This window comes from Flavobacterium sp. (assembly GCF_031363805.1).
Lineage (GTDB): Bacteria > Bacteroidota > Bacteroidia > Flavobacteriales > Flavobacteriaceae > Flavobacterium.
This window is the reverse complement of record NZ_JANLVD010000003.1, coordinates 1-25,555: the sequence shown is the minus strand read 5'-3', so window position 1 is coordinate 25,555 and position 25,555 is coordinate 1. Positions and strand designations below refer to the sequence as shown.

At 30.1% G+C, this 25,555-nt stretch carries 25 protein-coding genes and 1 pseudogene; 9 read left to right on the top strand and 17 right to left on the bottom strand.

Translation table 11 applies throughout. From position 1 onward, the window contains the following. Nucleotides 1-115 precede the first annotated feature (115 nt). From RMN92_RS00195 to RMN92_RS00170, 6 genes are all read right to left on the bottom strand, one after another. Complete coding sequence (locus tag RMN92_RS00195; protein ID WP_309607439.1) at nt 116-1,156, bottom strand: Fic family protein; 1,041 nt, start codon at nt 1,154-1,156, stop codon at nt 116-118. A 214-nt stretch (nt 1,157-1,370) separates the two neighbouring features. Further along, nucleotides 1,371-1,991, bottom strand: coding sequence for a hypothetical protein (locus RMN92_RS00190; RefSeq protein ID WP_309607438.1), 621 nt, complete (start codon nt 1,989-1,991; stop codon nt 1,371-1,373). Between the two features lie 87 nt (nt 1,992-2,078). Further along, on the bottom strand, nt 2,079-2,564 hold the full coding sequence (locus RMN92_RS00185) for a GNAT family N-acetyltransferase (RefSeq protein ID WP_309607437.1): 486 nt from the start codon (nt 2,562-2,564) through the stop codon (nt 2,079-2,081). A gap of 187 nt (nt 2,565-2,751) precedes the next feature. After that, complete coding sequence (locus RMN92_RS00180; RefSeq protein WP_309607436.1) at nt 2,752-3,432, bottom strand: hypothetical protein; 681 nt, start codon at nt 3,430-3,432, stop codon at nt 2,752-2,754. Between the two features lie 540 nt (nt 3,433-3,972). After that, entirely contained in the window at nt 3,973-5,058 is a 1,086-nt protein-coding gene (locus tag RMN92_RS00175; RefSeq protein ID WP_309607435.1) for a S41 family peptidase, read from the bottom strand. A gap of 356 nt (nt 5,059-5,414) precedes the next feature. Further along, the gene (locus RMN92_RS00170) at nt 5,415-5,801 is read right to left on the bottom strand and encodes a DUF4878 domain-containing protein (RefSeq protein ID WP_309607434.1); all 387 of its coding nucleotides are present in this window, start codon (nt 5,799-5,801) and stop codon (nt 5,415-5,417) included. 377 nt (nt 5,802-6,178) lie between these two features. Here RMN92_RS00170 and RMN92_RS00165 point away from each other — a divergent pair, with 377 nt between their 5' ends. The 4 genes from RMN92_RS00165 to dcm all read left to right on the top strand — a co-directional run bounded on the left by RMN92_RS00165 (nt 6,179) and on the right by dcm (nt 10,468). Next, the gene (locus tag RMN92_RS00165; RefSeq protein ID WP_309607433.1) at nt 6,179-7,087 is read left to right on the top strand and encodes a pseudouridine synthase; all 909 of its coding nucleotides are present in this window, start codon (nt 6,179-6,181) and stop codon (nt 7,085-7,087) included. 40 nt (nt 7,088-7,127) lie between these two features. Continuing rightward, complete coding sequence (locus RMN92_RS00160; protein WP_309607432.1) at nt 7,128-7,487, top strand: nuclear transport factor 2 family protein; 360 nt, start codon at nt 7,128-7,130, stop codon at nt 7,485-7,487. A gap of 77 nt (nt 7,488-7,564) precedes the next feature. Continuing rightward, the gene (locus RMN92_RS00155) at nt 7,565-9,127 is read left to right on the top strand and encodes a hypothetical protein (RefSeq protein WP_309607431.1); all 1,563 of its coding nucleotides are present in this window, start codon (nt 7,565-7,567) and stop codon (nt 9,125-9,127) included. A gap of 102 nt (nt 9,128-9,229) precedes the next feature. Next, the gene (gene dcm, locus RMN92_RS00150; RefSeq protein WP_409024838.1) at nt 9,230-10,468 is read left to right on the top strand and encodes a DNA (cytosine-5-)-methyltransferase; all 1,239 of its coding nucleotides are present in this window, start codon (nt 9,230-9,232) and stop codon (nt 10,466-10,468) included. Here the strand turns inward: dcm and RMN92_RS00145 are convergent. The 9 genes from RMN92_RS00145 to RMN92_RS00105 are packed head-to-tail and all read right to left on the bottom strand — an operon-like array spanning nt 10,444 to nt 20,114. Next, nucleotides 10,444-11,208: an Eco47II family restriction endonuclease gene (locus RMN92_RS00145; RefSeq protein ID WP_309607429.1), complete on the bottom strand. Its 765-nt coding sequence runs from the start codon at nt 11,206-11,208 to the stop codon at nt 10,444-10,446. The genes dcm and RMN92_RS00145 overlap by 25 nt on opposite strands. 60 nt (nt 11,209-11,268) lie before the next feature. Beyond that, nucleotides 11,269-13,122 (bottom strand): hypothetical protein, encoded by a 1,854-nt coding sequence (locus RMN92_RS00140; protein WP_309607428.1) that lies wholly within the window; start codon nt 13,120-13,122, stop codon nt 11,269-11,271. A 12-nt stretch (nt 13,123-13,134) separates the two neighbouring features. Continuing rightward, nucleotides 13,135-13,566, bottom strand: a complete 432-nt coding sequence (locus tag RMN92_RS00135; RefSeq protein ID WP_309607427.1) for a GPW/gp25 family protein — start codon at nt 13,564-13,566, stop codon at nt 13,135-13,137. After that, a complete protein-coding gene (locus RMN92_RS00130) occupies nt 13,547-16,006 on the bottom strand; it encodes an ATP-dependent Clp protease ATP-binding subunit (RefSeq protein WP_309607426.1) in 2,460 nt (819 codons plus the stop codon). Before RMN92_RS00130 ends, RMN92_RS00135 begins: the two co-directional genes overlap by 20 nt. A 14-nt stretch (nt 16,007-16,020) precedes the next feature. Next, on the bottom strand, nt 16,021-16,524 hold the full coding sequence (gene tssO / locus RMN92_RS00125) for a type VI secretion system TssO (protein ID WP_309607425.1): 504 nt from the start codon (nt 16,522-16,524) through the stop codon (nt 16,021-16,023). Nucleotides 16,525-16,534: 10 nt separating this feature from the next. Beyond that, nucleotides 16,535-17,725: a hypothetical protein gene (locus RMN92_RS00120; RefSeq protein WP_309607424.1), complete on the bottom strand. Its 1,191-nt coding sequence runs from the start codon at nt 17,723-17,725 to the stop codon at nt 16,535-16,537. A gap of 9 nt (nt 17,726-17,734) precedes the next feature. After that, the gene (locus tag RMN92_RS00115) at nt 17,735-18,598 is read right to left on the bottom strand and encodes a TssN family type VI secretion system protein (RefSeq protein WP_309607423.1); all 864 of its coding nucleotides are present in this window, start codon (nt 18,596-18,598) and stop codon (nt 17,735-17,737) included. Next, the gene (locus RMN92_RS00110; RefSeq protein ID WP_309607422.1) at nt 18,598-19,524 is read right to left on the bottom strand and encodes a hypothetical protein; all 927 of its coding nucleotides are present in this window, start codon (nt 19,522-19,524) and stop codon (nt 18,598-18,600) included. Before RMN92_RS00110 ends, RMN92_RS00115 begins: the two co-directional genes overlap by 1 nt. A gap of 8 nt (nt 19,525-19,532) precedes the next feature. Then, the gene (locus RMN92_RS00105) at nt 19,533-20,114 is read right to left on the bottom strand and encodes a C40 family peptidase (protein ID WP_309607421.1); all 582 of its coding nucleotides are present in this window, start codon (nt 20,112-20,114) and stop codon (nt 19,533-19,535) included. Between the two features lie 427 nt (nt 20,115-20,541). Between RMN92_RS00105 and RMN92_RS00100 the strand changes: the two genes are divergently transcribed. The 5 genes from RMN92_RS00100 (at nt 20,542) to tssD (RMN92_RS00080) (ending at nt 24,286) form a co-directional block, all read left to right on the top strand. Continuing rightward, nucleotides 20,542-21,366: a PKD domain-containing protein gene (locus tag RMN92_RS00100; RefSeq protein WP_309607420.1), complete on the top strand. Its 825-nt coding sequence runs from the start codon at nt 20,542-20,544 to the stop codon at nt 21,364-21,366. A 36-nt stretch (nt 21,367-21,402) separates the two neighbouring features. Continuing rightward, nucleotides 21,403-21,867 (top strand): hypothetical protein, encoded by a 465-nt coding sequence (locus RMN92_RS00095; protein WP_309607419.1) that lies wholly within the window; start codon nt 21,403-21,405, stop codon nt 21,865-21,867. Nucleotides 21,868-21,877: 10 nt separating this feature from the next. Then, nucleotides 21,878-23,248, top strand: a complete 1,371-nt coding sequence (locus RMN92_RS00090) for a DUF5458 family protein (protein ID WP_309607418.1) — start codon at nt 21,878-21,880, stop codon at nt 23,246-23,248. A 147-nt stretch (nt 23,249-23,395) separates the two neighbouring features. After that, nucleotides 23,396-23,782 carry a type VI secretion system tube protein TssD gene (gene tssD, locus RMN92_RS00085; RefSeq protein WP_309607417.1) on the top strand — a complete coding sequence of 129 codons (387 nt, stop codon included), beginning with the start codon at nt 23,396-23,398 and terminating at the stop codon, nt 23,780-23,782. Nucleotides 23,783-23,890: 108 nt separating this feature from the next. Next, nucleotides 23,891-24,286: a type VI secretion system tube protein TssD gene (gene tssD, locus RMN92_RS00080; RefSeq protein WP_309607416.1), complete on the top strand. Its 396-nt coding sequence runs from the start codon at nt 23,891-23,893 to the stop codon at nt 24,284-24,286. A gap of 500 nt (nt 24,287-24,786) precedes the next feature. Here tssD (RMN92_RS00080) and RMN92_RS00075 read toward each other — a convergent pair whose 3' ends face one another. Together RMN92_RS00075 and RMN92_RS00070 are read right to left on the bottom strand one after the other, a co-directional pair. After that, nucleotides 24,787-25,434: a type II toxin-antitoxin system HigB family toxin gene (locus RMN92_RS00075; protein WP_309607440.1), complete on the bottom strand. Its 648-nt coding sequence runs from the start codon at nt 25,432-25,434 to the stop codon at nt 24,787-24,789. Continuing rightward, nucleotides 25,431-25,555: pseudogene (locus RMN92_RS00070) on the bottom strand (IS1595 family transposase); the annotation flags it as partial. The gene RMN92_RS00075 and the pseudogene RMN92_RS00070, both read right to left, overlap by 4 nt.

The window sequence follows — 25,555 nt, the reverse complement described above, 5'->3', positions numbered from 1 at the left end:
TATTTAATTTTGAAGCAAAAATATAAAACCACTCCGTAGTTTAATTATAAGATTAAATTTCTAACTACAAAACTTACTTAAAACCCCCAATTGCGCCAAACTTTATTAACTGCAGCTATTTTATTGAATAATTTGTTCCTGGTCCAATTCCGTGTTTTTCTATTAAGTTTTTTTCTATTAAATCGGGTAATAATCTTTTAATTGTTGGACTTGGAATTCCTAATTTTTTTGCTATTTCACCTGACTTACAACCAGCATTATTTCCAATGAAAGTTATTATTGATTTTTCTTTTGGAGATAACTGAATTTCAACTCCGTTTTGTTCCAATTTTTGCATTAATTGCTCTTGTATATTTTTTAATGCATCAAAAAAGAAATTGACCCAATCGCTTACATTTTCATTTGGTCTTTGAATTTGACAACTTCTTAAAACTTTATAATATTCTGGTTTTCTGTTTTCTATTTCGTGTTCAAAACTCACGTATTTAATCCAATTGTATCCCTTTTTTAGTAATAATAAAGTCGAAATCAATCTACTTAATCTCCCATTTCCATCTTGAAAAGGGTGAATACTTAAAAATTCATAGGTAAATATAGAACATTTTACTAATGGATGCGTTTCAGAATCATTTTCGTACCAATTTATTAGATTTCTCATGGCATCTTCCGTTGCAAATCCTGCTTCTGTTGTTTGAAATACTATCTGTTTTGTTCCGTCTGGATAATTGGCTTCCACAGCGCTGCTAGGCTGTTTGTAATTTCCTTTGTGCCACCCGTCTTTTTTGCTATATTTCAATAAAATATTATGCAGATTTTTTAAACTATTTTCCGTTATTGGTATTTCGTTAAATGATTCTGATATAATATCAAACGCTTCAAAATAGCCAACAACTTCTTGAGAATCTCTATCCTCCAGTTTTGTAATATCCAATTCTTGAAGCAATATATTTACTTCTTCATCGCTCATTTTAGAACCTTCAATTCTTGTTGATGCTCCAACACTTCGTACGGTTGCTATAGATTTTAGCTGCTTTAAACTTTGACTTTCTCTTCTTTCTATCGTAGTCCAAGAAGCATCAAAGCGATCAATTTGACTAATTGTCCGAATTAGTTTCCAATCTAAATCAATTTTAAAATCAAAAACACTATTTTCCATTTTACAAATATAAGAATATTTTAAAATGATTCGATACGATTCGTTTTTATTCGATAAATATCCGATAAATTAATTTTTGATTCGATATGATTCGTTTTTTATAGGTTAATGATCCGATAATGATGATTAACGTTTTGGAGATTGAGACTATTAGCCTGGAATAAAATTGTAATTGATATTTTAATAAATAATAAGCTGTTGCTTTTTTTTATTTTTATTTATTTGCTACAAAGTCGGGAGACTTTGTAGAGCTAGTTGGTTTTATAGAACACTTTGAAGAGCTGGGGAAAAATTTTCTTTGGTAAGAACATAAACTTCTGCAGGCGTCAATTCGGATAAATATTTCATTTAAAATGGTTTTTTTGATAATCCAATTTCTATTTATGTTTACTCTTTCGAAGTTAATTTCAGAAAATCTAATTTCGCTTGATGGCCAAATATCTTTTGGTGTTTCATTTTCAAAAATCTGTAAATATAATTCTTTTGTTTTTTCGTACCAATTTGTATATTTATTTTTCTCGGTGTCACCACCTTTTGTTGGTCCGTGATGGATTTTTCTTTTGATTGTGTTTTCGCAAAAATCATCCCAGTACGATTGTGTGTAAAGCAAATGTAAATGCCAAACTTGATCTACTTGGTCTGATGGCGTTAACGGATATTTTGAAATAGTTAAAAGAAAAATAAACTTTTTATATTCTGCTATTGCACGAATTGAATATTCGAACGTCCAACCATTTTCTCTTGCAAGTCGATCCGTAAAACTTAAGGAAATTTCTGGCTCATCTAATTCAAAACTTTTGATGTTGTTCCAAAGTTTTAATTGTTCGTTGGTCATATTCTTCTTTTAGTTTAGATATTTTTATTTTTTTTTGAGGTGTTCATTTATTTTTTACATTTGAGTGCAATCGTAATATTGATTATACTAAATTATCATTTCATATTTATAAAATTCAGGATATTCTGTTTGTTCTATTAATCTGAATTTCATTTTTTCGACCAATTTAATTGATGGTATATTTTCTTTTTTGATTAAACCAATAATTTGTTTGTATTCCAAATTCTTCAAGTATTCCAACATTAATGTCATAACTTCCAAACCGTACCCCAACCGCCAATAATTTTTTCCAATGGAGCAACCAACCATGCAATTTAGATTGGTAATCGGCGTAATTAGATATGTTCCGATAAGTTTATTTGATAATTTCTCGATAATTGCATATCTATATTCGGTTCCATTTTTGATGTTTTCTGTTACTTTTTTAATCATAAGTATAGCTTCTTCAATGTTTTCAAAGGGTTTGCTACCTCTAAATTTCATAGCTTCTTTGTCTGAATAAAGTTCGAAAATTACGTTTACATCATTTTGGGTTAGTTCTCGGATAAGCAATTTTTCGTTTTCTGTGATCATAATTTTCTAATAATTTTTGTGTTTTTTAATCCGAATTTTTAGAGAAACATTCGTTTTCGTGTCGTGGCTTGGCGTCAGTTGATATTTTAATTAATATTTTAATTTAAAATTAATTATTGAGTAAAACCAACTTTAAAGTTGCGGCTGAAACCCTGAATGTGGCAAAGCTCTGCTGTATATAGCTATTTTATAAGTCAACAAAATCAATTTCAGTTAAATTAATTGTTTGCGTAGTTAAATTTTCAGAATTACTTGCTGGTAATGTAAAAATTGCCTTTTGAGAAATCCCATTAGGTTTAGTTCTTGATAAATTAAGAATTTGAGTACTGTATTTATTTATAAAGATTCTTTTCACAAAAGTAGAATTAGATGTTATTTCTGGAGTATTTACAATTCTTGTTGTTTCGTGCCATATTAATATTGGTAAAAGTGTTACATTATTTAAATTTATTGTAACATCGCAAGGATACAATTTTGTAAATTGATTATAATTGAAAATAAAAGGATTACCAAGATTTGTTATTTCTACAGAATCGTAAAAGCCATAAAAACTTTGATTATTAGGCGAATCATTAATTAATAACCTATATGAAGAACCTTCACCTGTTGTTTTAAAAGTAATTTGGTATTCACCATTACCATTTGTTAAAGTTGAGTCAATATCTCTAAAAAAATAATCTCTACTTCCTCCATCAGAAACAAATTCATTTTTAAATTCTCCAATTTTTACTTTTGCATTGATGATTGGTTCTCCATAATAATTTGAAAGTCTTCCAGTTACTTTTGTTTCAATTCCACTCTTGATATTTTCTTTTTCACAACCAAATAAAAATAAAAGCAAAAATAAATAAACTAATTTTTTTTTCATAATATATTGTTTTTTAACATTTTATTTATAATTACACCAACATATAAATTTACATGTAAATTCCAAATTACCTAACTCTCCAAAGTTCAAACAGACCAAACTTCAAACTTACTCCCACAAAAAAAATTGATTCAAATCAATCCAATATACATTGGGGAAACTTATTAAATAAGTACACATTTTTCGTCAAATTTACATTCTCTACTTATTTGAAGTAAAAATAATAAATTTATTTAATATTTGTTGTGTACACAAGCGAGACACTCGCAAGAAAATAGTTCAAATTTCTGTGATAATTTTTTTGTGACTAAAAATTTAATCACAAAAAAAACATCACAGAAAGTGTGATAATTTTTTATATCTAGAAAAAATTATCACAAAAAAAAGTAGTAAAAAAAATTAAAGATAGACAAAGAAAATATAAAGATGATTTGGTTTTATTTTCTTTTGTTTGTGGACATAAAATGCAGTTTTTTGTTGAGAATCACACCATATCTGACGGGTCAAGTATATTGACTTATTTTGCACATCTGCTCTTTTTTATTTTAATGTTTCAATTGCTTTTAATATTACAGGATCAATTTTGTTTTGAATATCCTTTTTTGTGTTTTTAATCTCAACTTTCACAGGAACTCCAATATCTTCAAGTTGCGTTTTTTCGATCGAGTAATATCTTTGGTTTGAGAGTGTAAATGAAATTTTATTTGATAAATCTGCACCAAACATATCAGACAGCATTCCTGAAGTATTCGTTCCAATTGTTGTTACATTTTTCTGTTTATAAAGCGAAATCGTAAAATCTTCGGCAGAACTTGCTGTTTTATCATTAGTTAAAATTACAATTGGGTTTGCGTATTTTACACCAATGTTTGGCGTTATGTAAATTGGTTTTAATTCAGTAATATTTTCATAACCGCCTTTTAATCTGGTCGCTTTATAATGAGTTAATATTTTCTCAAGTACAAATCTACTTGCTAATTCTTCTCCGCCGTGACCTCCGCCGTTTGCTCTAATATCGATAATAATTCCTTTTGTTTTAGCAAATGAACTTAAAACACTATCAAATAAAGTGAGCATCAATTTTGTATCTTCAATTTCTTTTTTGTCGTCAAAAATACTCTCTAAATTTCCGAAGCAACGAGAAATTCTAATAAATCCTATATCGGAAGTTCGTGAAACATAATAAAGATTTTCTTCTTTTACTATTGGTCCAATTCCTTTAATTTCTGAAAAACCATTTTTTTGTAATGTTTCGAAACTTGTTTTCCACAAATCTTTTTCAATTCCTTTAAACTCTTGTTTGAATAATGATGGCTTTTTGACTTTGTATAAAATTTCCTCGCCTTTTGAAATTATTATATGTCCATCTTTTAGTGGTTCAACCATTTCACCAAATATTTTTACTAATTCAGTTTCTTTAGTTTTACTATTAATTTGTGATTTGTATTTTTTATACGTTTCATCCCAATTAACTCCTTTCAACTGAAAAAAAGCATAATTATCTTTAAAAGTTGTCCAAAATTTTTCAAAATCTTTTTCAGGTTTACTCAATTGCTTATTTGCTTGACTTTTTGCCGTTAAGCAAAAAACCAAACAAATGATTAAAATTATGCTGTTTTTTTTCATTTTATTTTATTTTATTATTTTCTATTGATCTAGAAATCTACACGATACACCATGTTTTGGGGATAGTTAGGGAATTTTATTATTCAAGTGTGTAGATTTTGAAAACTAACTTTCAATCATAAGACCAACTTTAAAAATCTCTTTCTCTAGTGCGAGCTTCTAGCTCGTACACATTACGATTGTACAATATTTTAAAATTCTTTTCACTTGGCGTGTACGAGCTAGAAGCTCGCACTAGCGGTGGGGATAGCCAAATAAATATCCATATATGTCTCTATTATTATCGGATAAAATTCTAAAGGGTTGATCGTTCATCTTAAGTTTTTTTAATAATACAGTTATCAAGAAACTGTCTTTTAAGTATTTGATTCGATTTTGTAAATTTTCCATTTTCCATTTATTTTTTTTAAATAGAAATCTATTATATATGTTCTTGCTTCATTTTCAATATTTGATACAAATACTTTTGCAAAACCATTTTCATTTGTTTTTAAAACTATGTTGTAATTTGGTTTTTGAATCATAGCCTTTTTTTCAGATTCAGTCATTTTTTTTGCTTTGGCCTTAATATAATTAAATCCTCTTAAAACTTCACCATTAAGATCAATTTGTTCTTCTGCTTTTATAAAGTCATATTTATCAATTGAATTTAAATAAATGAGAACAACGTCTTTTGGGTTCTGTTCACTTTTGCAACTATTCATAAATAAAATTAAGCAGATAAATACAATGTTTTTTTTCATATTCTGTTTTTTTTGGTATTACACAACATCCAAACTTACGTATAAAATTAACAAAACCTAAATTTATTATAAACAAACTTAAATATAAATCCAAAAAACTTCAATGCTTAATTTCAAGTTTCTGCCACGTGAAGGATTGCAGTGGAAATCCTGTCATTGCGAAGAACGGTTCCATGTTTAGATTGCTTCGTTCCTCGCAATGACAGATTGCAACGAAAAGCCTGACGCAAAATGCGAGGAGGAACGGTTGCGAGGCACGAAGCAAACCCATTTTGGGGCACGCCCAAAAAAACTTTTAAACCTTTAAATAATACATAAATACGTCGGTCATTTTCCATTAAAATATAAACACTATCTTTGCACAAATTACAGAAGTTATGAACAATAAGGAAGGCAATAAAAAAGGAACTGGCGCCAGACCAAATAGTGCGCGCCCAAGCTCCAACAAGCCAAAACCTGCCATGGCCAAACGCGCTCAAGGACCCAAAAAAGCGAAGCCAAATACAAAAATTGACCCTAAAGCCATAGTTAAAGTCGAGAAAAAACCCAATCAGGCACCAAAAAGACCTAAAGTGGCTGACGAAATAAGGCTCAACAAATACATTTCAAATTCTGGTGCTTGCTCACGTAGAGATGCCGATATTTATATTCAATCGGGCAATGTAAAAGTGAATGGCATTCCTGTAGTAGAAATGGGTTATATGGTAAAACCTGGCGATGTCGTGAATTTTGACGGCGCCACGCTAACTCCCGAAAAAAAGGAATACATTTTGTTGAATAAGCCTAAAAACTTTACCACATCTGTAGATGAAAACGATTTGCATCGCAATGTTTTTGAGTTGGTTCGTGGTGCTACTAATGCCAATATTCAGTCGGTGGGTCGTATGGATAAAAATACGACTGGTCTACTCCTATTTACCAACGATACAGATATGATTAGGAAATTTGGTTTGCCAAATCAGAAATCGTCTAAAATATACCAAGTTTCGCTCGATAAAAATTTGAAGTATGAAGATTTGGAGAAAATTTCTAAAGGTATTACCCTCGACGGTCACAGACTGTTTGTTGAAGAGGTGAGTTATATTGAAAATGAGCCGAAAACTGAAATTGGTTTGAAGCTTCGCACATCGAACGTGAAAGTGGTTCGTGCCATTTTTGAGAGTTTCAAATATGATGTGCTTCGTATAGACCGCGTGTCATTTGCGGGTTTGACCAAAAAGAATTTGCCACGAGGAAATTGGCGATTTTTGACCGAACAAGAAGTTATCAATTTAAAAAATACTTAATCAAAATCCCGAAACTTTCGGGATTTTTTATCCTTACTAAATGCCTAATAAATTACAATCTATTGCTTTTCGATGGTTCGAAAATTTTAATAACAAAGAACTTGAAAAATTATTATCACTTTATGATGACGATGCCGAACATTATAGTCCGAAACTAAAAATTCGTCGACCAGAAAGCAACGGCTTGGTTAAAGGCAAAGACGCCATGAGAATTTGGTGGGAAGAAGCTTTCCAAAATTATCCAAGTTTGAACTATAAAGTGACTTCGCTCACCGCAAACGACGATAGGGTTTTTATGGAATACATTCGTCAGGCAGACAATGAAAATGACTTGCTGGTGGCTGAAGTTTTGGAAATTAAAAACGATAAAATAATTTCCTCCAGAGTATATCATGGATAATTTGTTGCTTTTTTATGAAAATGTAAACAGTACCGTGTATTTATTGTAACTACTTTTATATTTCTAAAAATAGTTGAATGCATTTATACAAAAAAATACTCATTTGGATTGCTGGCTTTTTTGTTTTGGTATTATTGGCCACTTTTGGCGTCAATTATTGGCTCAACAACCATTTGCCAAGAATTATTTTTGAAGAAAACCAAACGCCATACAATATAACCTACAAGGATTTGAAAATATCTTTGTGGAATACCAGCATGAAGGCATCTAGGGTTGTTATTGTTCCCAAATCGGCTTTGAAAGACACCATCAATAAAGCTGGAATTTATTCCAAAATTGAATCGGTTGCAATAGAAAATTTTAAAGTATGGGATTTGCTTTTTTACAATAAAATAAAGGCAAAAGCCATTGTTATCAAAAAACCTGAACTCGTACTTTATAAAAAAAACGAAAAGGCAATTAATAATACCAAAAGCATCAACTCTGAAATTGCTGAACCTTTTCAAAAATTAATCGTGGTTTCAGATATTTATTTGACGAACGGCGACTTAAAAATAATTTATCTAAAAAGCAATAAACCCATTTTATCTACGAAGAATATCAATTTCAAAATGGACGGAATTGTAACTTCGAATGAAATTTTGAAAAACAAAATTCCAATTTTATTTAGTAATTATAGTTTGAGTTGCGATAGTGTTTATTACAGCGTCAACCCATTCTACACTTTGACTGCCAGCCAAATAAAAACCACCAATACCAATTTGAGCATCAAAAAACTGACGCTTATTCCAAAATATTCTCGCAAACAATTTGTACAAAAAATCTCCAAAGAAAAGGATTTATTTGAGTTGAATGCAGAATCTGTGACCTTCAAGAAAATGAATTGGGGTTTTACAAATGAAAAATTCTTTTTCGGCACCGATGAAATAATTCTGGATGGGCTTTATGCCAATATTTACAGAAACAAAATTCCAGCCGATGATTTGAGTAAAAAATATTTATACAACAAATTGTTGCGAGAAATTCCGTTTAAGCTAAATGTAAATACGTTGCAAATCAAAAATTCGCAATTGGTTTATGAAGAAGAAATAAATTTTAAAAAAGGCCCTGGCATTTTGACTTTTGATAAATTTAATTTGGAAGCCAAAAATATTCAAAGTGGTTTTAACCAAAAGAAATTAAATGATTTAAAAATAAAAATTACCTGTCAATTCATGAAAACTTCTCCTCTAAAGGTGAACTGGTCATTTAATGTTTTGGATAAAAATGATGGATTCAACATCAAAGGCAACATTTTAAATTTTAATTCTAGAAAAATAACCCCGTTTTTAAAACCTAACAATAATGTAACAACAGAAGGAATTTTAAACGAAGTACGTTTTAATTTCACTGGAAATGATAATATAGCGCGTGGCAGTTTTGGATTAAACTATAGTAATTTAAAAGTTACGGTTTTTAAAACCAAAAAACCGCAGGAAATAAGCAAATTGAAAACTGCTATTGGCAATTTATTGATTAAAAACGATTCGAAGAATCAAATCAAATACCAAACAATTGAGGTAGAAAGAATTCAGGAAAAGTCTTTCTACAATTTTTTCTGGCGTTGCATTGGCGAAGGTTTGAAAAAGAGTGTGTTGTAGATAATTTATCAATCCAATATTTTAAAAAATTAAATTTTCCTTTTATTTCTAAAATTTTTCTTCTAAATTTGTAACCCTTGTGTAAGGTTAAATAATTTGGTTATGAATGAATACATGACACTTTCGGAAACTTCTAAATATATCGGTAAAAGCAAAGAAACTTTACGCCGTTGGGACAAAGAAGGCAAACTTCCTGCGGTTCGTGAACCTATGAGTAATTATCGGGTTTATAGAAAATCTGATGTAGATACTTTGTTTGCAGATTTTTTGGATTCCGATATTCAAGAAACCGTTTCAAATTATGTTGAACCTCATAATGATTATACGGTTTTAGAATTGTTCGCCGGCGGAGGTGGTTTGGCAGTTGGAATGGAAAAAGCGGGTTTAAAATGCGTTGCTTTAAATGAAATAGATAAATGGGCTTGTCAAACTTTACGAAATAACAGACCAAATTGGAATGTTTTGGAAGGCGATATTAGAACATTAAATTTTTCTGAATTCCATAATAAAGTTGATGTTGTAACTGGCGGTTTTCCTTGTCAAGCATTCAGTTATGCTGGCAAAAAACTCGGTTTAGCCGATGCTCGTGGAACTTTATTCTACGAGTTTGCAAGAGCCGTAAAAGAGGTAAATCCTCCAATTTGTATTGGTGAAAATGTTCGTGGTTTATTAAGTCACGAAAATGGAAAAACATTGCAAGGAATGATTTCAATTCTTGATGAAATTGGTTATAATGTTGTTCCTGTTCAAGTTCTGAAAGCAATAAATTTTAATGTTCCGCAAAAGCGTGAACGTTTAATTGTTGTTGGAATTAGAAAAGATATTGATTTGCAATACGAATATCCAAAACCGTATAAAAAAATCTATAATTTAAAAGATGCTTTAAAAAAAGGCGAATTATTTGATTGTCATGTTCCAAAATCCGAAGGATCAAAATACCCAAAAAGTAAGATTGATGTTTTAGATTTAGTTCCACAAAAAGGTTATTGGCGAGATTTACCGCTAGAAATACAAAAAGAATTTATGGGTGGAAGTTTTCATCTTGGTGGCGGAAAAACTGGAATTGCAAGAAGAATAGGTTGGGATGAACCTTGTTTAACTTTGACTTGCAGTCCAGCACAAAAGCAAACTGAAAGATGTCATCCTGAAGAAACTCGACCGTTTACCGTTCGAGAATATGCGAGAATTCAAACTTTTCCTGATGCTTGGAAATTTGAAGGTTCTGTTGCGCAACAATACAAACAAATTGGAAATGCGGTTCCTGTAAACCTTGGAAAAGAAGTAGGTTATTCTATTATTAAGTTTTTGAATTCTTATTATAATTTGTCGAAACCTAAATAATAACTATAATTTTCAAATGTAATTTGGTCTAAAATAGTTCTTTTTGAAGATTTAGTTTCTGATTTTATTTCGTCCAAGGCAGAATTTGCTATAATCGTATCACCTTTTTCGATCAAATTCAAATAATCTTTTATTGCAAAAGGCAATACTTTGTATAATTGAAAAAGTGCGTTTTTTTTACCAGAAAGTAAAGCATAAAATTGGTCACCAGAAATTTTGTAAACTCTACTGTGACTGTATTCTTTGCCGTTTATTTCGCCTTTCCACAAATCGTTAAAACTTCCTTTTGCAAGAATTTGAACCCAATAACACTTGGCTTGTTTGTAATTGTCAGCATATGTTTTCAGTTTTTGAAATAAACTTTCTGCCGAACTACTATTCATTGTATTATGTTTGTTTTTAATGTCGGCAAACAAAGTATCATCATTCGCTTTTATATCGAAACCGCTTAAATTTCCAACTTGAAAGCCTTCAACTCCTCCCAAAATTTGCTCGTGAAAAGTTCCTATAGAATTGTTTATTGATTTATCAATTTGACGTAATATTTCTGCCTGAATTAAAATTTCTTGATTTATATCGTTGAATTTGGAATCAAAAGTCAATTTAATAGTATCAACTTTATTACTGTAAAAGTTCTTCTTCGTGATATTGTTCTTTGCTTTTAAATACGCTTTATGAATATTTGCGATACAATTAAGCAAATGTTCGTCCGAAATAAAGTCAACATATTTATTTTTCATCTAATTTTAATTGCTGTAATTGAGAGATAGAATTTATAATAATAAGCAAATTAAAAAAAATTACTTATTATAAACTATTCGAAATGGCACAATATTAATAGCTCTATTTTCGACTAAAAGTTTCAGATCTTCTCTTAAAAATTCCCATTCTTCAGCGGTATACAGTTGAATATCTTTTCTGTCTAGATAAATATCGATAGTTGGTGTATAACCAATATTGCTATCAAGACTGGTTTGAATACCATTTTTAACCTCAACATTTTCAATGACTTCACCAAAATGGTTTTTACACAAAATAATAATATCTTGTCTGGTGACAACTCTTTGATTGGAAATTAAATTTTCGCGATAAGCATAGATTTTCTCTGAATTAGTAAGCTCGTTTTTGCCACCTTGTGTAGATGATACAAGTGTAATGGTATCGTTTTCAAAATCGGTTCCTTTATGCAAAGAGAATTTTGAAAATGCGTTAATTTTATTGGCGCTTTCACCATTTGTAGTCCAATATTTAACAAACAAAGTACCTTGCTCATTCTTGTTTTTTGAGTTTAAAATAAGATAAGGATTATTGGCATTTTGAACACCAATTTGCGATATTTTATTTTTAAATCTTGATATAATTTGATTAATTTCTTTCAAATTGCTATCGGTGAAATCGTTTCCAAGTTTTGAAAATGCCGATGCTTCGTCTCTAATTAAATCTATCAAATAGTTTATTTCTTCGGTTGCATTTCTTTCATCAAATCTGGCAATACCACCAAAACGGAGATAAGCAAAATCTTCATCGGTTGTTTCATCATTGTTTGTAATGATTTCAAATTCCTTGTTTCTATCGTTTAAAACGGAAAATAACTCAAGAAAATATTCTTCATTTATATTTAACGGATAAATATTCAGTAAGTCTTTTATTTTTCCTTGAATTTCATTCAGTTTTTTATTCATGACTGGAAAACAATTGTTTGCACAGTAAATTTCTGATAAAATTCTCGGTCCAACAATATTTGGAAACTCAATCCGAATCCATAAAAGTTTTTCTTCGGCTATTTTTTTTAATTCTTCAGCAGGAATAAAATCATTAAATTCTTTAGGAATATCGTAATGATTGTCTTTAATATTAATGACATCTTTAATAGTTACAAAATTATTTTCATAATAATTATTGATGTGTTCTTGGGCTTTATCGATATGATAAAAATCTTGTTGCATCAATATGCTTTCTTCTGCCTCGCTTCTTTTGTCGCTATTGTAGCCTTTTACTGTAGTAAGTTGTACATCGTTCAAAAACCATTTGGATCGTGGCAAAAAGTGAAAAAATGTATTCCTATCGTGAATGTTTTTTAAATAAAAATAGAACATTAGATCTTGAAGAACACCATTGCCTTCATGTTTTAATCCAATCCACATAGTTCCATGCGGCGTTGGTTTTAAATAATTTTCGCCACTAATAAATTCCCGAAATTGTTCTTTTACAATATTTTGCACACCATTTGGCAGCACAACATAATTTATTTTATTTCTGTTTAATTTTATGGATTTGGTAGGTCCAAAAAAGTAACTTTTAAGAACATTCTCAATTGGATTGTATGGATTAATTTCTTTTTTTTGAAAATAAAATTGATGGTAATTGCTTAATGTAGCTTCGTCTTCAACTGGATAAGCTCTTAAAATTCCTCTTGCTGCAGTTGCTTTCGCGGAGGCTGTAGGCGTTAATATTTCAATTAACCTTTCAGTAATACGGCGTCTACTTGAAAAAATTTCGTTAGAAATTTTCTCCAATTCTTTGGCACATACATCAAAAAGTAAGTTCACTATTGGATCAAAAACATTTTCAAGTTCCACATCAGAATATCCCCAATGTTTGGCGGCACGTTTAAGTAATCTATCTTTTATTTGGTCTTTAGATAATTGGTTCATCAATGTATTTTTTTACTTAAAAGAAAATGGCGCCAAAAAGTAGGAGCTTTTATAATAATAAGGTTGGTTGGTTTGTTTTATAATTCCGTAAACTACAATATCTAGTCTTTTTTTAACTCGGATATTGGTTTCATAACTTAAAGTGTCTTCAACTACTTCCAGAGTTACATCGGTTACTATTAAGCGGGTTTCATACTTTTTGACTTTTTCATGAACTGATTCTTTGATTAAGTCTTTCAACTGGTTTGGGTTTGCCAACAAGTTAAAATCTGTTTCCCAAATAATGGTTCCAAACTCCAAATCGTATTTGTATTCACCAAAAATAGTTGTAATAATTAAGGCAATATATTGTGCCAAAGATTCCTCTAAAACCACTCTCCGAGCATCTTCTCCAATTGATAGTTTTTTAAAATCGAATGGTATTTTATAAAACAGATCTTTCATTTATTTTAGTGAATTTAATTTCATTATCGGCCGTTAATGTCACTTTTAAAGCATCTCCTTTATGAATTTCGTTGGCAATTATCATTCTCGAAAGCGGTCTTTTTAGCTGATTTCGAATCGTTCCTTTGATAGGTCTGGCACCATATTCGCTACTAAAACCCATTAACGCAATTTTTTCTTTATCGGCCTCATCAATTTCTAACGTAATGTCTAATTTTTCGAGCAATTGAAGCAATTCTTTCTTTAAATGGATTTCAAAAATTCTGGAAACACTATTTACATTTATTGGTGCAAACGGAATAATTTCAGTTAAACGTCCTAAAAATTCTGGTCTGAAATAGCCCGTCATGATTTGAATTAAATCATTAGATTTTGGAATAATATCTTTTTCGAACGATTTGACTATAAAATCAGATCCAATATTTGAAGTAAAAAGAATAACTGCATTTGAAAAATCGCCTTCTTTACCCAATCGATCATGAAGTTTTCCTTCATCTAGAATTTGGAGAAATACATCAAAAACAGATTTATGTGCTTTTTCAATTTCATCAAATAAAACTATAGAATATGGTTTTTGTCTAATTTTATTAACCAACAATCCACCTTCTTCATAACCTACATATCCTGGAGGCGCACCATATAATAAGGCTGCCGAATGTTCTTCTTTAAACTCAGACATGTCTAATCTGATAATGGCATTTTCATCGCCAAACAAAAAATCTGCCATCGATTTGGCTAATTCAGTTTTTCCAGTTCCTGTTGGTCCAAGGAAGAAAAAAGAGCCAATAGGCTGACCTGGTTTTGTTAACCCAGATCTGGATTCTAATATGGCATCAGATACTACTTTTACAGCATGATCCTGACCAATAACTCTTTGTTTAAGGGTTTTCTCTATTTCTAAAAGTTTCTCTCTTTCGTCAGATTTTACTTTTCCAGCTGGAATTCCGGTTATTCCTGAAACAACCAATGATAAATGAGAAGTTAAAACTGTATTGTCTTGTTTTTCGAGCAAGTCCAGTTTTTCCAGCAAGTCGTTTATATGAGAAATTTTTTGAGTATTGTCTGTCAATGTTGGATAAACTGTGATGCTTTGATCTGCTTCATCAAATAGTTTTCCAGATTTTTTTATAATATCAATATGAAGCCAGTCGATTTTTTCGATTGTATCTTCTTCATTTTCGACCAATGTCAAATCTGATATTTCCTTTTTTAATTCAGGGAGTTCTTTTTTTATGGTTTCCTTCGCTACTTTCAATGATGACATGGTTCTGTCGATCAAATCTAAAGCAGAATCTGGAAGTGATTTTTCTTTTAAATATCTTTTAGATAATCTAATGGCTTCTTTGATACCATCTTCATCTATAGAAAAATCATGATGCGATTGGTAGTTTTCTATCACGTTATGAATCATTCGAAAAGCCAAATCTTGGTGTGGCTCTTGAATTTCTAGCGTTTCAAATCGTCTAGAAAGTGCATCGTCTTTGCCTAATGTTTTACGGTATTTTTCGGTGGTGGTTGCGCCAATAAATGTAATGTCGCCTTTTGAAAGTTCAGATTTTATAATACTTCCAATACCTGAACCTTGACTTGTATCAAATAGTTCATGTATATCGTCTATAAACACAATTGGTTTGTCAAATCTTTTTAGTTCGTTGAATATTTTTTGAAGCCTATCTTCTACTTCACCTTTATAAGAAGCACCGGCAAACAGCGAACCTATTATAATTTCAAAAACAGATGCATTATTAAAAGAAGTTAATATGGTTTTATTTGAAATTTTATTGCAAAAACCTTCTACTAATGTTGATTTTCCAACACCTGGTTCTCCCGTAATAATTACGTGTGGTTTTAACTTTCTATTTAAAATTTCAGTAATAATTTTTAATTCTTCATCTCTTCCAATCATTGGAATCGATTTTTTTTGCTTGGTTTGCGCTATTTTATCAACGCAATATTTTTCAAGTACAGATGAATTACTTTTGGATTCCCCACCTTGAGATTGATTATTATTTGTTGGCATTGCATTCCCATCCACATACAATGAAGTAAGGTTAGCAACAGTGACTGGCAAAGATTTTAATTGGTCGTGGCTAAATCCAATTCCTGGAGTTACTAAAGTAATAAGCAAAGTAGAAAATTCCACTTCTGTACCGTGATTGCTAGCAATAACTTCAGCTTCTTCAAATATGGCAATAGCACCATCGTCTGCAGCTGGATCATCGTTTGGTTTGGAAACTTTTGGAAGCTCGCTAATGCGAATTTCGGCCCATTCTTCAATATAAAAAACATCAATTCCTTTGGAATCAAGTTCTTTTAGAAAATTAAATTGCGGATTTAAAAGTGCCTTTACTATATGTGCTGAAGAAAATTTATTATTTAAACTTTCTTTCGCATACTGCTTTGCAATGTGAACTATCTGAACAATATCGTCTGTTGCCATATTCTATTATCTAATTAGTTTTTACTGATTTGATCACAAATTTGCAATTTTATACTTAACTCTGTACTTTTCGCTTCCAAGGCTTTGTTTTCTTCGGTCAACTTGTCAATGATACTTTTACTATCATTGGTTTGCACGGAAGTTTTTTTAGAATTTAACAATTTACCAAAATTAATAAGTACGTTTTCGTATAATTTTGACCCTTCTAGAGAATCTGCTTTTCTTTTTAAATCGACCAATTCTACATTGATGCTTTGTTCCAAATAAGGAAACCTTTCCGGCGATTGGTCTATTGAATCCATTAATTTGCCAACATATTCTACTCTTTCGGTAAATACTTTTTGAAAATTAAATTCTCCAATTATTTTTTCGTTTTCTGCTTTTAGCACTTCATTTTCTTTTAGAGGCAATCTAAAATCAAAAAATAATGCAAAAATTAAAACTCCAGTAGTAACTGAAAACATTAGTAAAAACAGCAAAAATGCTGAATAGCGCTCTTTTTTATTTAAAATATCCATAGTATTAATTTTAGTCTGCTAAGAATGATGGTGATGAGTTAGGTTCTGAATCGTTTTTGTTATCACTTCCAAATATAGTAGAGGTTAGTCTATCGTTTCTTAAAACATTTTCGTTTACAAAAATGCCAGCATCTCGTTTTTTACCAATGTAATCTAATTGGTTAAGAAGCGCAAAAAGACTGTCCATTTTTGAGATAAAAAACATTACTTGGTTGACTGTTGGCTCAATATCGTATGCTTTATACTTTATATTTATGGTGTCTGTAAATAATCTTTCATAATCGCCACTTTTTGTATCTGTCCATTCTGAGAAGTAGTTGAATAACATTTCTTTTCCATCGCCAGAAAAGGTATCAAAGCAATTTTTTAAAGTTCTGGCTAATGATACAACTGTTTCCAAAACTGTTATTGGTTTTGTATTGAAGCCAATCCATTTATTCTCGGTAATGTGTTTTTCTACATATCGAAGAATTTTTTCGCACGCTTCATGAACCATATTTGCTATAACGTTTTCATCTTCTGTGTTGTTACGGAATTTAATTTTTTGAATTATTTGGACTGTATTAAACTCTAATTGTGTAAAAAAAGTATTATATTTTTCAAATAGTGAAATCAAATTTGGATGACCATTTACGGTAAGACTAGGCGGTATAAAATCTGTTAATATTTCGCAGGCTTCGCCAGATGCTTTAAACTTTGCCAATGGAAACTGAAGTGCGCCAATATTATTTTGATTGACCTCGTTTTCAATAACTGTTGTTATAAAATATTTTGAGGTTGCATTTGGAAAACGCGGCGGAATTTCTTCCATGTTTTGCTCACCAGATGGAATTCTTTGATATGGATCGACATTAAGTATTAAATAATAGTTGTTTTCCTTTAAATCAAAATCTTTAAGTTCAACTTTTTCAAAAAATGGACCAGTATAATCAGTAATTTCAATTCTACCACCGCAAGGCGTGACTAATTTGAGCATTTTAATATCAACACTCAATTCATTGTGCGTATCTATAGATATTGAGTACTGAAAAGGTCTAGCGAAATTGGTTGCCAAAAGCCCATAATGGAGTTCATTCACTTCAAGGTTTCTTGCATCACGAACCAAATCTTCAATATTGTCTTGTAATTCAATAAAATGGTTTTTATTGATTTTCATTCCTTCAATCCAATTTACTGGAAAATGTTTTATATTTTCTGCCATAATTTTAAATTATATACGTTGACAAATAATTGTTTCGCCGTCTTTTATGTTATTGTTATCTATTGCAATTTCTGGGTCAATATATTCAGATGATCCGAACCATTTTGGTTTTGTATAAAAATACCAGCCATAAGGTTGTTCTTTTTCATCAATATATTTTATGTGACCAGCAGGATTTTTTTCATTATAATCATTTATAAAATAATAAAATAATCTCCCAAAATCGATCGCTTTTGGTGCTTTTACTTTAAAATTTATCATTTGTGTATCGTTTGCCTTTTTTTGAAATACCAAATTTAAAATAATAATATTTCTCATTTCAGAAATTTGAGGCGATGGATATTTTGAATTTAAAGGATAAAACCATCTTTTATGCAATTTTGCAGGAATAGAAATGGCCATTTCAAATAAATTATAGCACAATGTTGGAATTGTAAAAAATAATAATGTTCCAATTAGATAAGTTAAATAACCTAATTCGCCAAAATATCCAGCAATTATAGAAACGAATGCTGCAATGTACATGGCAGATACAAATACTATAAAAATTTCTGTATATGTTTTTTTGGAGTCAAATTTTTCAAAATACAAATGGAATAATATAAGATGAATAGCTCCAGCAAATGTAAAATAGAATTGCAATGCTATAAACCTTTGCGACACGCTGGTATTTTTAAGGTTATAAAGTATTCCAGCAAATATCAAGAAGAATATAGATTGTAATATAATGTAAAAAAAGTATTTACCCTTTTCTTGTCTTAATTTGGTGGTTCTTGAGCTTATCAAAATAGTAATAACCATAGCAATTGCGATGATTAAAAATACATATATTAAGGCTTCCCCGCCGTCTATTCTAGTTAAATATCTTTTCATTATAATACTGTTGAAATTCCTAATCTTGATTTATAAATTGAATCGTCCATTACAAACTGCTCATCACTCAAATTTAAATGAATGTTAAATTCAAATTGAACGTGAAATGGTAAAAATAGATTAAAAAATGTATTTACAAATATTTCTAACGTTTGATTTTGAAAATAATTTTGAAGATTTTCAGGATTGTGCAGTGGACCTATACTAAAGTTGTATTTTTTAAGAAAAATATTTTGATTACTTTCTAAAGTGGTATTAATTCCCAAAATCATATCATTCGATTTTTCGACTACATCATGAACTTGTTCCAATTTAATATTTGTTGTTGAATAGGTTACTTTTTCCTCAATCATACTTTCCAAAATTTCACAAATTGATGCTACACTTTGTACTTTACTTTCATTTTGTTTTAATAGTGCATAAAACATTTTGACTGTTAAATAATCTGGTATTTTATCTTCAACAACCAATATGATTTTTATTATGTCTGCAATACCATTTGCACTTAGCTTGGAAAAAAAATTAGATTCGTATTTTTCAATACTATGTCTAAATCTAAAAAGCTCATTTTCTATAGGATTAAAAAAATGTCTTGCTTCTTTTTCTTCTCTCTTTCTATTTTTAAATTCCTGAGTGGGGTTTTCTCTTACCTCACGATTTCTATTATTGTGGGTAATGCTTTCTGGTAAAATATCGTAAAATCCATCGCGACTTACTTCAATACTCAAAATACTATCATTTATAGCATCCCGAGAAATATTCATTTTGTCTTTACTAAATCTTCTATAAAAAAGTCCGCTTGGCTTTAAAACTATATTAAAATCGTCAAACTTTTTATCCAATATAGCATCGAATAAGAGTTCAACTCTTAAATCAAAAGAGGTTAATTGTCTGTGATTGTTTATAAAAGAAGTATTTTTTGACATATAAATTGTTATGCTCTTAACCTACCAAAGGCTTTATAATTTTTTTTCCAATATGGCTTTTTTAAGCTACTAATAGCACAACCCTCGGAAGAGCCTGCAGCAAAGAATTTTCCGTTTTTTAAATATACTCCAACGTGAGAGAATACTTTTTCTTCGTTAATTCTAAAAAAAACCAAATCTCCTTCAGTTAAGTCATCAACTGGGTCGTGCAATTTAATTTTTTTATAGAAAGCCATTTCTGCAGCAGTTCTAGGAAGGGATACATTGTATACGTGTTCATAAAGTCTTTGCATAAGCGCAGAACAATCTATACCGCTTTTATCTTCGCCACCGTACAAATAAGTAGTTTCCTCCCAGCTCTTTATAAAAATATAAAGTTTTTTGTTGGTTATTTCTGCTACGTCAACCTCAAGTGCATCCGCAAAATATTGTGTGTCTTTATCTGATAGTTTATTGCTGTAACTATAAGTTTTTTTTTTAGATTTTGAAACGCCTTCAACTTCTACATCTTTTAATGGCACTATTTTTTTGGATCTGCAAGATGCAAAACATACAATTAAAAATGCTAAAAACAATAATTTCTTAACCATAATGTGAAAAAATTTAAAAAAATATTAGTTAAATAACCAATAAAATAAGCGTTTTTTATAATTAATAACGCAAATTCAAATGTATAATTTTTTATTTAAAAAGCATGCATGTCTAAAATATTTTTTTTTATATTATTATTATTAAATTTCTGATAATTAATAAATTGGTCAAAATCAATTCAAAACCAATATGCAAAATAACTTTTAATCATACTAAATTGATTAGATTTCAGTTAAAAAATTTACTTTTTAAAAAAAAACTTAAAATAATTAGGAAAATTTTATAAATTTGGAACAAATATTTTATAACAATAATTTTTAGATGACTAATAAAACCCAAATAAAAACACATTTTGATGTTAAAGTAATTACATTTTTTATTGTAATTTTCATCTTCTCGATTTTACTTTTGATATTCAAAAAAAAAATGGGATCTGATTGTAATGTAGAATCCTTCAAAATTGAGTCAAGATCATTAAAAGCAGGAGAATTAATTGTTTTTTCTGATACCACAAATACTTCATTTGATTGGAAATGGACTTTTGGGGACGGAACTAAAACTTCTTACCTTTCAAAAGTTACGCATTCATTTGATAAACCAGGAAAATATAATGTAAAACTTGTAATAAATGATAATTGTCCCGTTGAAAGAACAGTTACTATTTTACCTAGTGTAGAGGAAATTGATGTTTCATTGTTTCCAAGATTTACAACTCCAAAAAATGTGGTTGAAGGAAAACAAGTTAATTTTCAGGATTTGACAAAAAATGCTAAATCATGGGAATGGAGATTTGGAGACACGCAGAGCTATTCAGTTGATGCTACAGACAAGAATCCAAGCTATACATATAAGACTCCAGGCGTTAAAAATGTCTCATTGGTTGTAAATGGAGATAATAAACATGCAAAAATAGTCAAAATCTATGTTGCAAAAGCGGTTGCCAAAACAGAGGTTAGACGTGATATAGTGGTTGGAACATTTAAGAAAAGAGGTCCTGAAAAAGAAGGACTAGATGACGAACAGCTTAAAAGAGCTATAATAGGAATATCTCAAAATGAATTAAAATACAAAAATTTTTCTAAATACTTTTGTAAAGATGCAATGCCTCCAGTTCATGTAAATAACGAGGAAACCATGGCTTTAAAGGAGTTTTATGATCTAATTGCAAATAAAAAAATAAGGTTAAAAGGAGTGTCTATTACCAAAGATAAAGACGAATGTATTACTTTTATGAGTGTAAACTATAAATAACTTTCAAATTAATAAAACAATTAATACCTAAATATTATGGCTGACAGATTTACAGGAAATTACGGAATTGGAGGAAATGAAGTGCGAGTTGAAGGACAAGAAAGCATTTTAGAAATACCCCAAAATAAAACGCTTATTGCACAAAAACTAACAACAAATACACCTGTAAAGCCTGAAATTGTTACAGGTTTAAAAACTATTGATGAAGTTTTTGAACATTTTGACCCAAAAATCAATGTAGCATTCGAAGACGATAAAGGACAAGTAATTAGAGAGCAACTAGCATTTAAAAATGTAGGCGATTTTTCAATAAATGGCTTGGTACACCAAAGTCCTTATTTGGGCGATTTGAGAACCAAAAATGAGCAATACAAAAAGATGATAAAGCAATTAAAAACGAACAAGGTTTTAAAATTAGCTTTACAAGATCCAGAAGCTAAAAAATCTATTATAGAAACTTTAGAAACCTTAATTAAAGAAATTGATCAAACAGATAAATAATATATAAGCTATGGCTAACCAAGAAAATGCAAAGACAACTGCTGTAAAAGACAGTAAAGAACATAAAGTAGTAGACTCACGATCGTTAGAACAGAAATTAGAATCTTTCATTCAATTTGGTGGATTTGATTTGCTGGAAGGTTCAATTGAAGGAGTTCAAAATCTAAATCCAGAAAGAAAAGCTAGAAAAAATATTTTTTTAAGCGAAAGCAGCAAAAAAGCAGAACGTGACACTTTGAAAAAAGTATTGCAGCTTTGGGCGGACTCACTAAAAGAATCAGATAATTTAGTGGATTTGGTAAATGAGTGTACAAAAAAATCAGAAGAATCTGAGGTGACATTAAAAAAGAACTTAACTATTGCTGTAGCAGAATCAAAAGAACTAGAAGAAAGCTACAGAACAATTTCATTATTTTATAAGAATACTGAAGAAAGTAAACTTAAAAACATTTCAATAATGAATGCTGAATTGGATCAACTTAAAGATCTGGACAATTCCCGTTTTATTGATAGTATTCAGGAAGAATTAGTAAATGGGTATGACAGATTGGATTTAAGACAAAACTATTCACTTTTAGTAATTCCAGGTTATTTAGGTTCGAATAAAGTAGTTGAAAAGTGGGCAAAAATAGCTTTTGAAAATAAAGTAATGCTTATTACAGATTTTCAACATCTTGACGAACCAGATGATGTAATGGAAATGTTCGAATCATCTAACTTAACTGGGGGCGATACTTACAGATCAAACGTAATGATGGCCTGCAACTGGTTGGTTGGAAGAGGAAAACACGATGAAATAGATGAAGAAGAAGATCTTTATTTACCACCTTCGGCAGCATTAGCAGGTAGAGTTTATAACACTTTAATGTCCCAAATTACAGCAGGTAAGAAATTTGGTGGAATTAATGAAGTAGATGGTGTAAAATTTGATCTTAAGAAAAGTGAAATTGCAAACCTAGAGAATTTAGGATTAATTCCTATGGTTAATGAATATGGAAAAGTAATGGCGTTTTCTGGAAAAACACTTTTCAGCGGTGACAACCTAGGTCTACAAACCTATTCTGTTGTACGTGTATTTGATTATGTAACTAAAGTATTAATGGATTTCTTGAATAGAAGAGCCTTCGAAAATTTTAATGCAAAAACAAGAAAAGAAATTTTAGGACAAATTGTTAAGTTTTTAGATAATGTTGCAGGTCCAGATAAATTGATTGAAGATTTTGAAATTAAACGATTTGAACAAGATCCAAATCAAAAAGATAGAATTTTCTTAGATATTAGATTGAAACCATATTTCCCAGCAAAAAACTTTTTAATAAAAATGGATGGTCAAAAAGGCGATGAAGGCAATGATTGGGACACTGAATATGCAAATGTTTAGTTTTCAGGAAACACCAATATTTATTAATCAATAAATTAATGTTAAATTAGTAGAAATTTAGTAGGAAATTAATTTTTTTGTTTTACATTTGCTCACCTACTTATTAATGAATTAATACTAACATTTTTTAACCTTAAATATTTTATTATGTCATTTAAATCAAAACTAAAAGTAGGCGGTAAAGAGTTAAACATCTTGAGCGCATCTTATGATCTTTATCAAGAAGTTGACGCTACAGGCCGTCCATCTTCAGTAACACGCGGTGGTACTATTACATTATCTGTTGAATCTACAGGAGAATCTACATTCTTCGAATGGATGACTAATAACTTCGAAAGAAAAGACGGATCTATCATGTATGTAAAACGTGATACAGATGCAAAACTTAAAGAATTAAACTTCAAAGAAGGTTATTTAGTTAAGTACAAAGAAACTTTTGATGCTACAGGAGGAACTCCATTAGTTGAAACTTTTACTATTTCTGCTAAAGAAATTTCTATTGGTGGTGGTGAGCACATCAATGAGTGGGTATAGTCCATTCAAAAAAAATTAAAATTATTGATAAAGGGATTGTTTTTTACATTCCCTTTGTCTTTAATAATATTTAATAAATCTATTTTAACTAACTAAAACCTTACAAATATGTCTTTTTTAGCAAAGCTCGAAATCGATGGAGAAACAATGAATGTTCTGGAATGTCAGTTCAAACTAAGTCAAGATTCAGACAAAACTGGTAAGCCATCTGGCGATCCACATGGTGGAGAAATAATATTAATATTAGAATCCACCAAAAGCACCATGCTTTTTGATTGGATGAAAAGCAATTCTCAAACCAAAAACGGAAAATTAACGTTCTACAAGAGAGATGCACTTTCAAAAATGAGAGAGCTTGAATTCAATGAAGCTTATTGTTTAGGATACAGCGAAACTTTTACTGCAGTTAGCAATTCTTCCATGAGTGTTGAAATTGTAGTTTCAGCAAAAGAAATTATCATGAATGGTTCGAAATTATCTAGAAACTGGCCGCTTAAGTTCTAACTATTCATACACGAAATTGAATTAATTTTTAATTGCCTTGTCCGCCATTTGAATCTCCCAGCCACAAATGTTGGTGATTAGACAAACAATTTCGTTTTAATCAAGCACCAGACAGCAAAAATTGGTGATAAGGAGACAAAACTGCCAAGGTTCTGGCTGGAGCCATGGAGTTAAGCAAGATATTGCAAAATCAGAACCAAATGATTAAGCAAACAACACCTGCAAAAACAGAAAGAATCTTTTCTAAATAGAATAGTACAACTATCGAATTTTGCAAAATTGGGTAAAAATCACATTAATAGATTTTTGATATTACATAATGTAAATGGAAGCCAATCATTATTTGTATTAAGATTTTCAATATTTGGAGTTTAAACTTTGCGAAATTCTTCAACTGAATTTAAAATGTAATTCATATTTTGTAATTGGTTAAATCAACACTTTTTATATCAAATTACTTTTTATTAACCGTTCGAACTTTCTGTATTTTGTTAATTACTCTAAGTAGGTACAATTTCAGTATTTGTCATTGTAACAACTCTTGTAGCATCATTGTGCAAAAACACGCCAGCAGGTATATTAAAATGGTTTTTTAGCCTTTGAGCCATTTTTAAGGTTATATCTCGTTTGCCATTCATAACCAATGAAACGTGTCCTTTTGTGCCTATTAATGGTTCTAAATCTTTGTTTTTTAAACCCATTTCTTGCATTTTTATTTTAATAACGTCCAGAGCATCAAGTTCAGGCATTGCATAACGACGGTTATCGTAATCTTGGATTAAAACAAGCAATAATTCCATTTCGTCGCCATCGGGCGTGTTGGGTGTTGCGTGAAAAATTTCCATCAATCGCAAAGATGCGTTGTTATAATCGTCTTCGGTTTTTAATACTTTCCAGTTCATAACTATTTTTTTTATAAAAGTTAATATATTTTTGTCAAACGGCACAGTTTCGCAATCTATCTTATCATACTCTTTATGAGTGCCAAACCAAATTAAGTAACAAGTGCCTTGCAAGAAATTTAAAAAAACAATCAATCTAAAATCGTTCCCTTTGATATTAAAAATAACTCGGTTGTTGGCTAAAATACTTGCATTTTTGTAAACTTGTTTCAATTCATTAAAATTATTATTTGTATCTCGGTTTATTTACCACAAGTTACTAATGCAATAGTAATTCTATCAAATAAATACTCTCCGAAGTATCTTCTATTAAGTTTGTAGCAGAACTCATCAAGATAATTTTGAAGATATATACCTTTCATTTTGT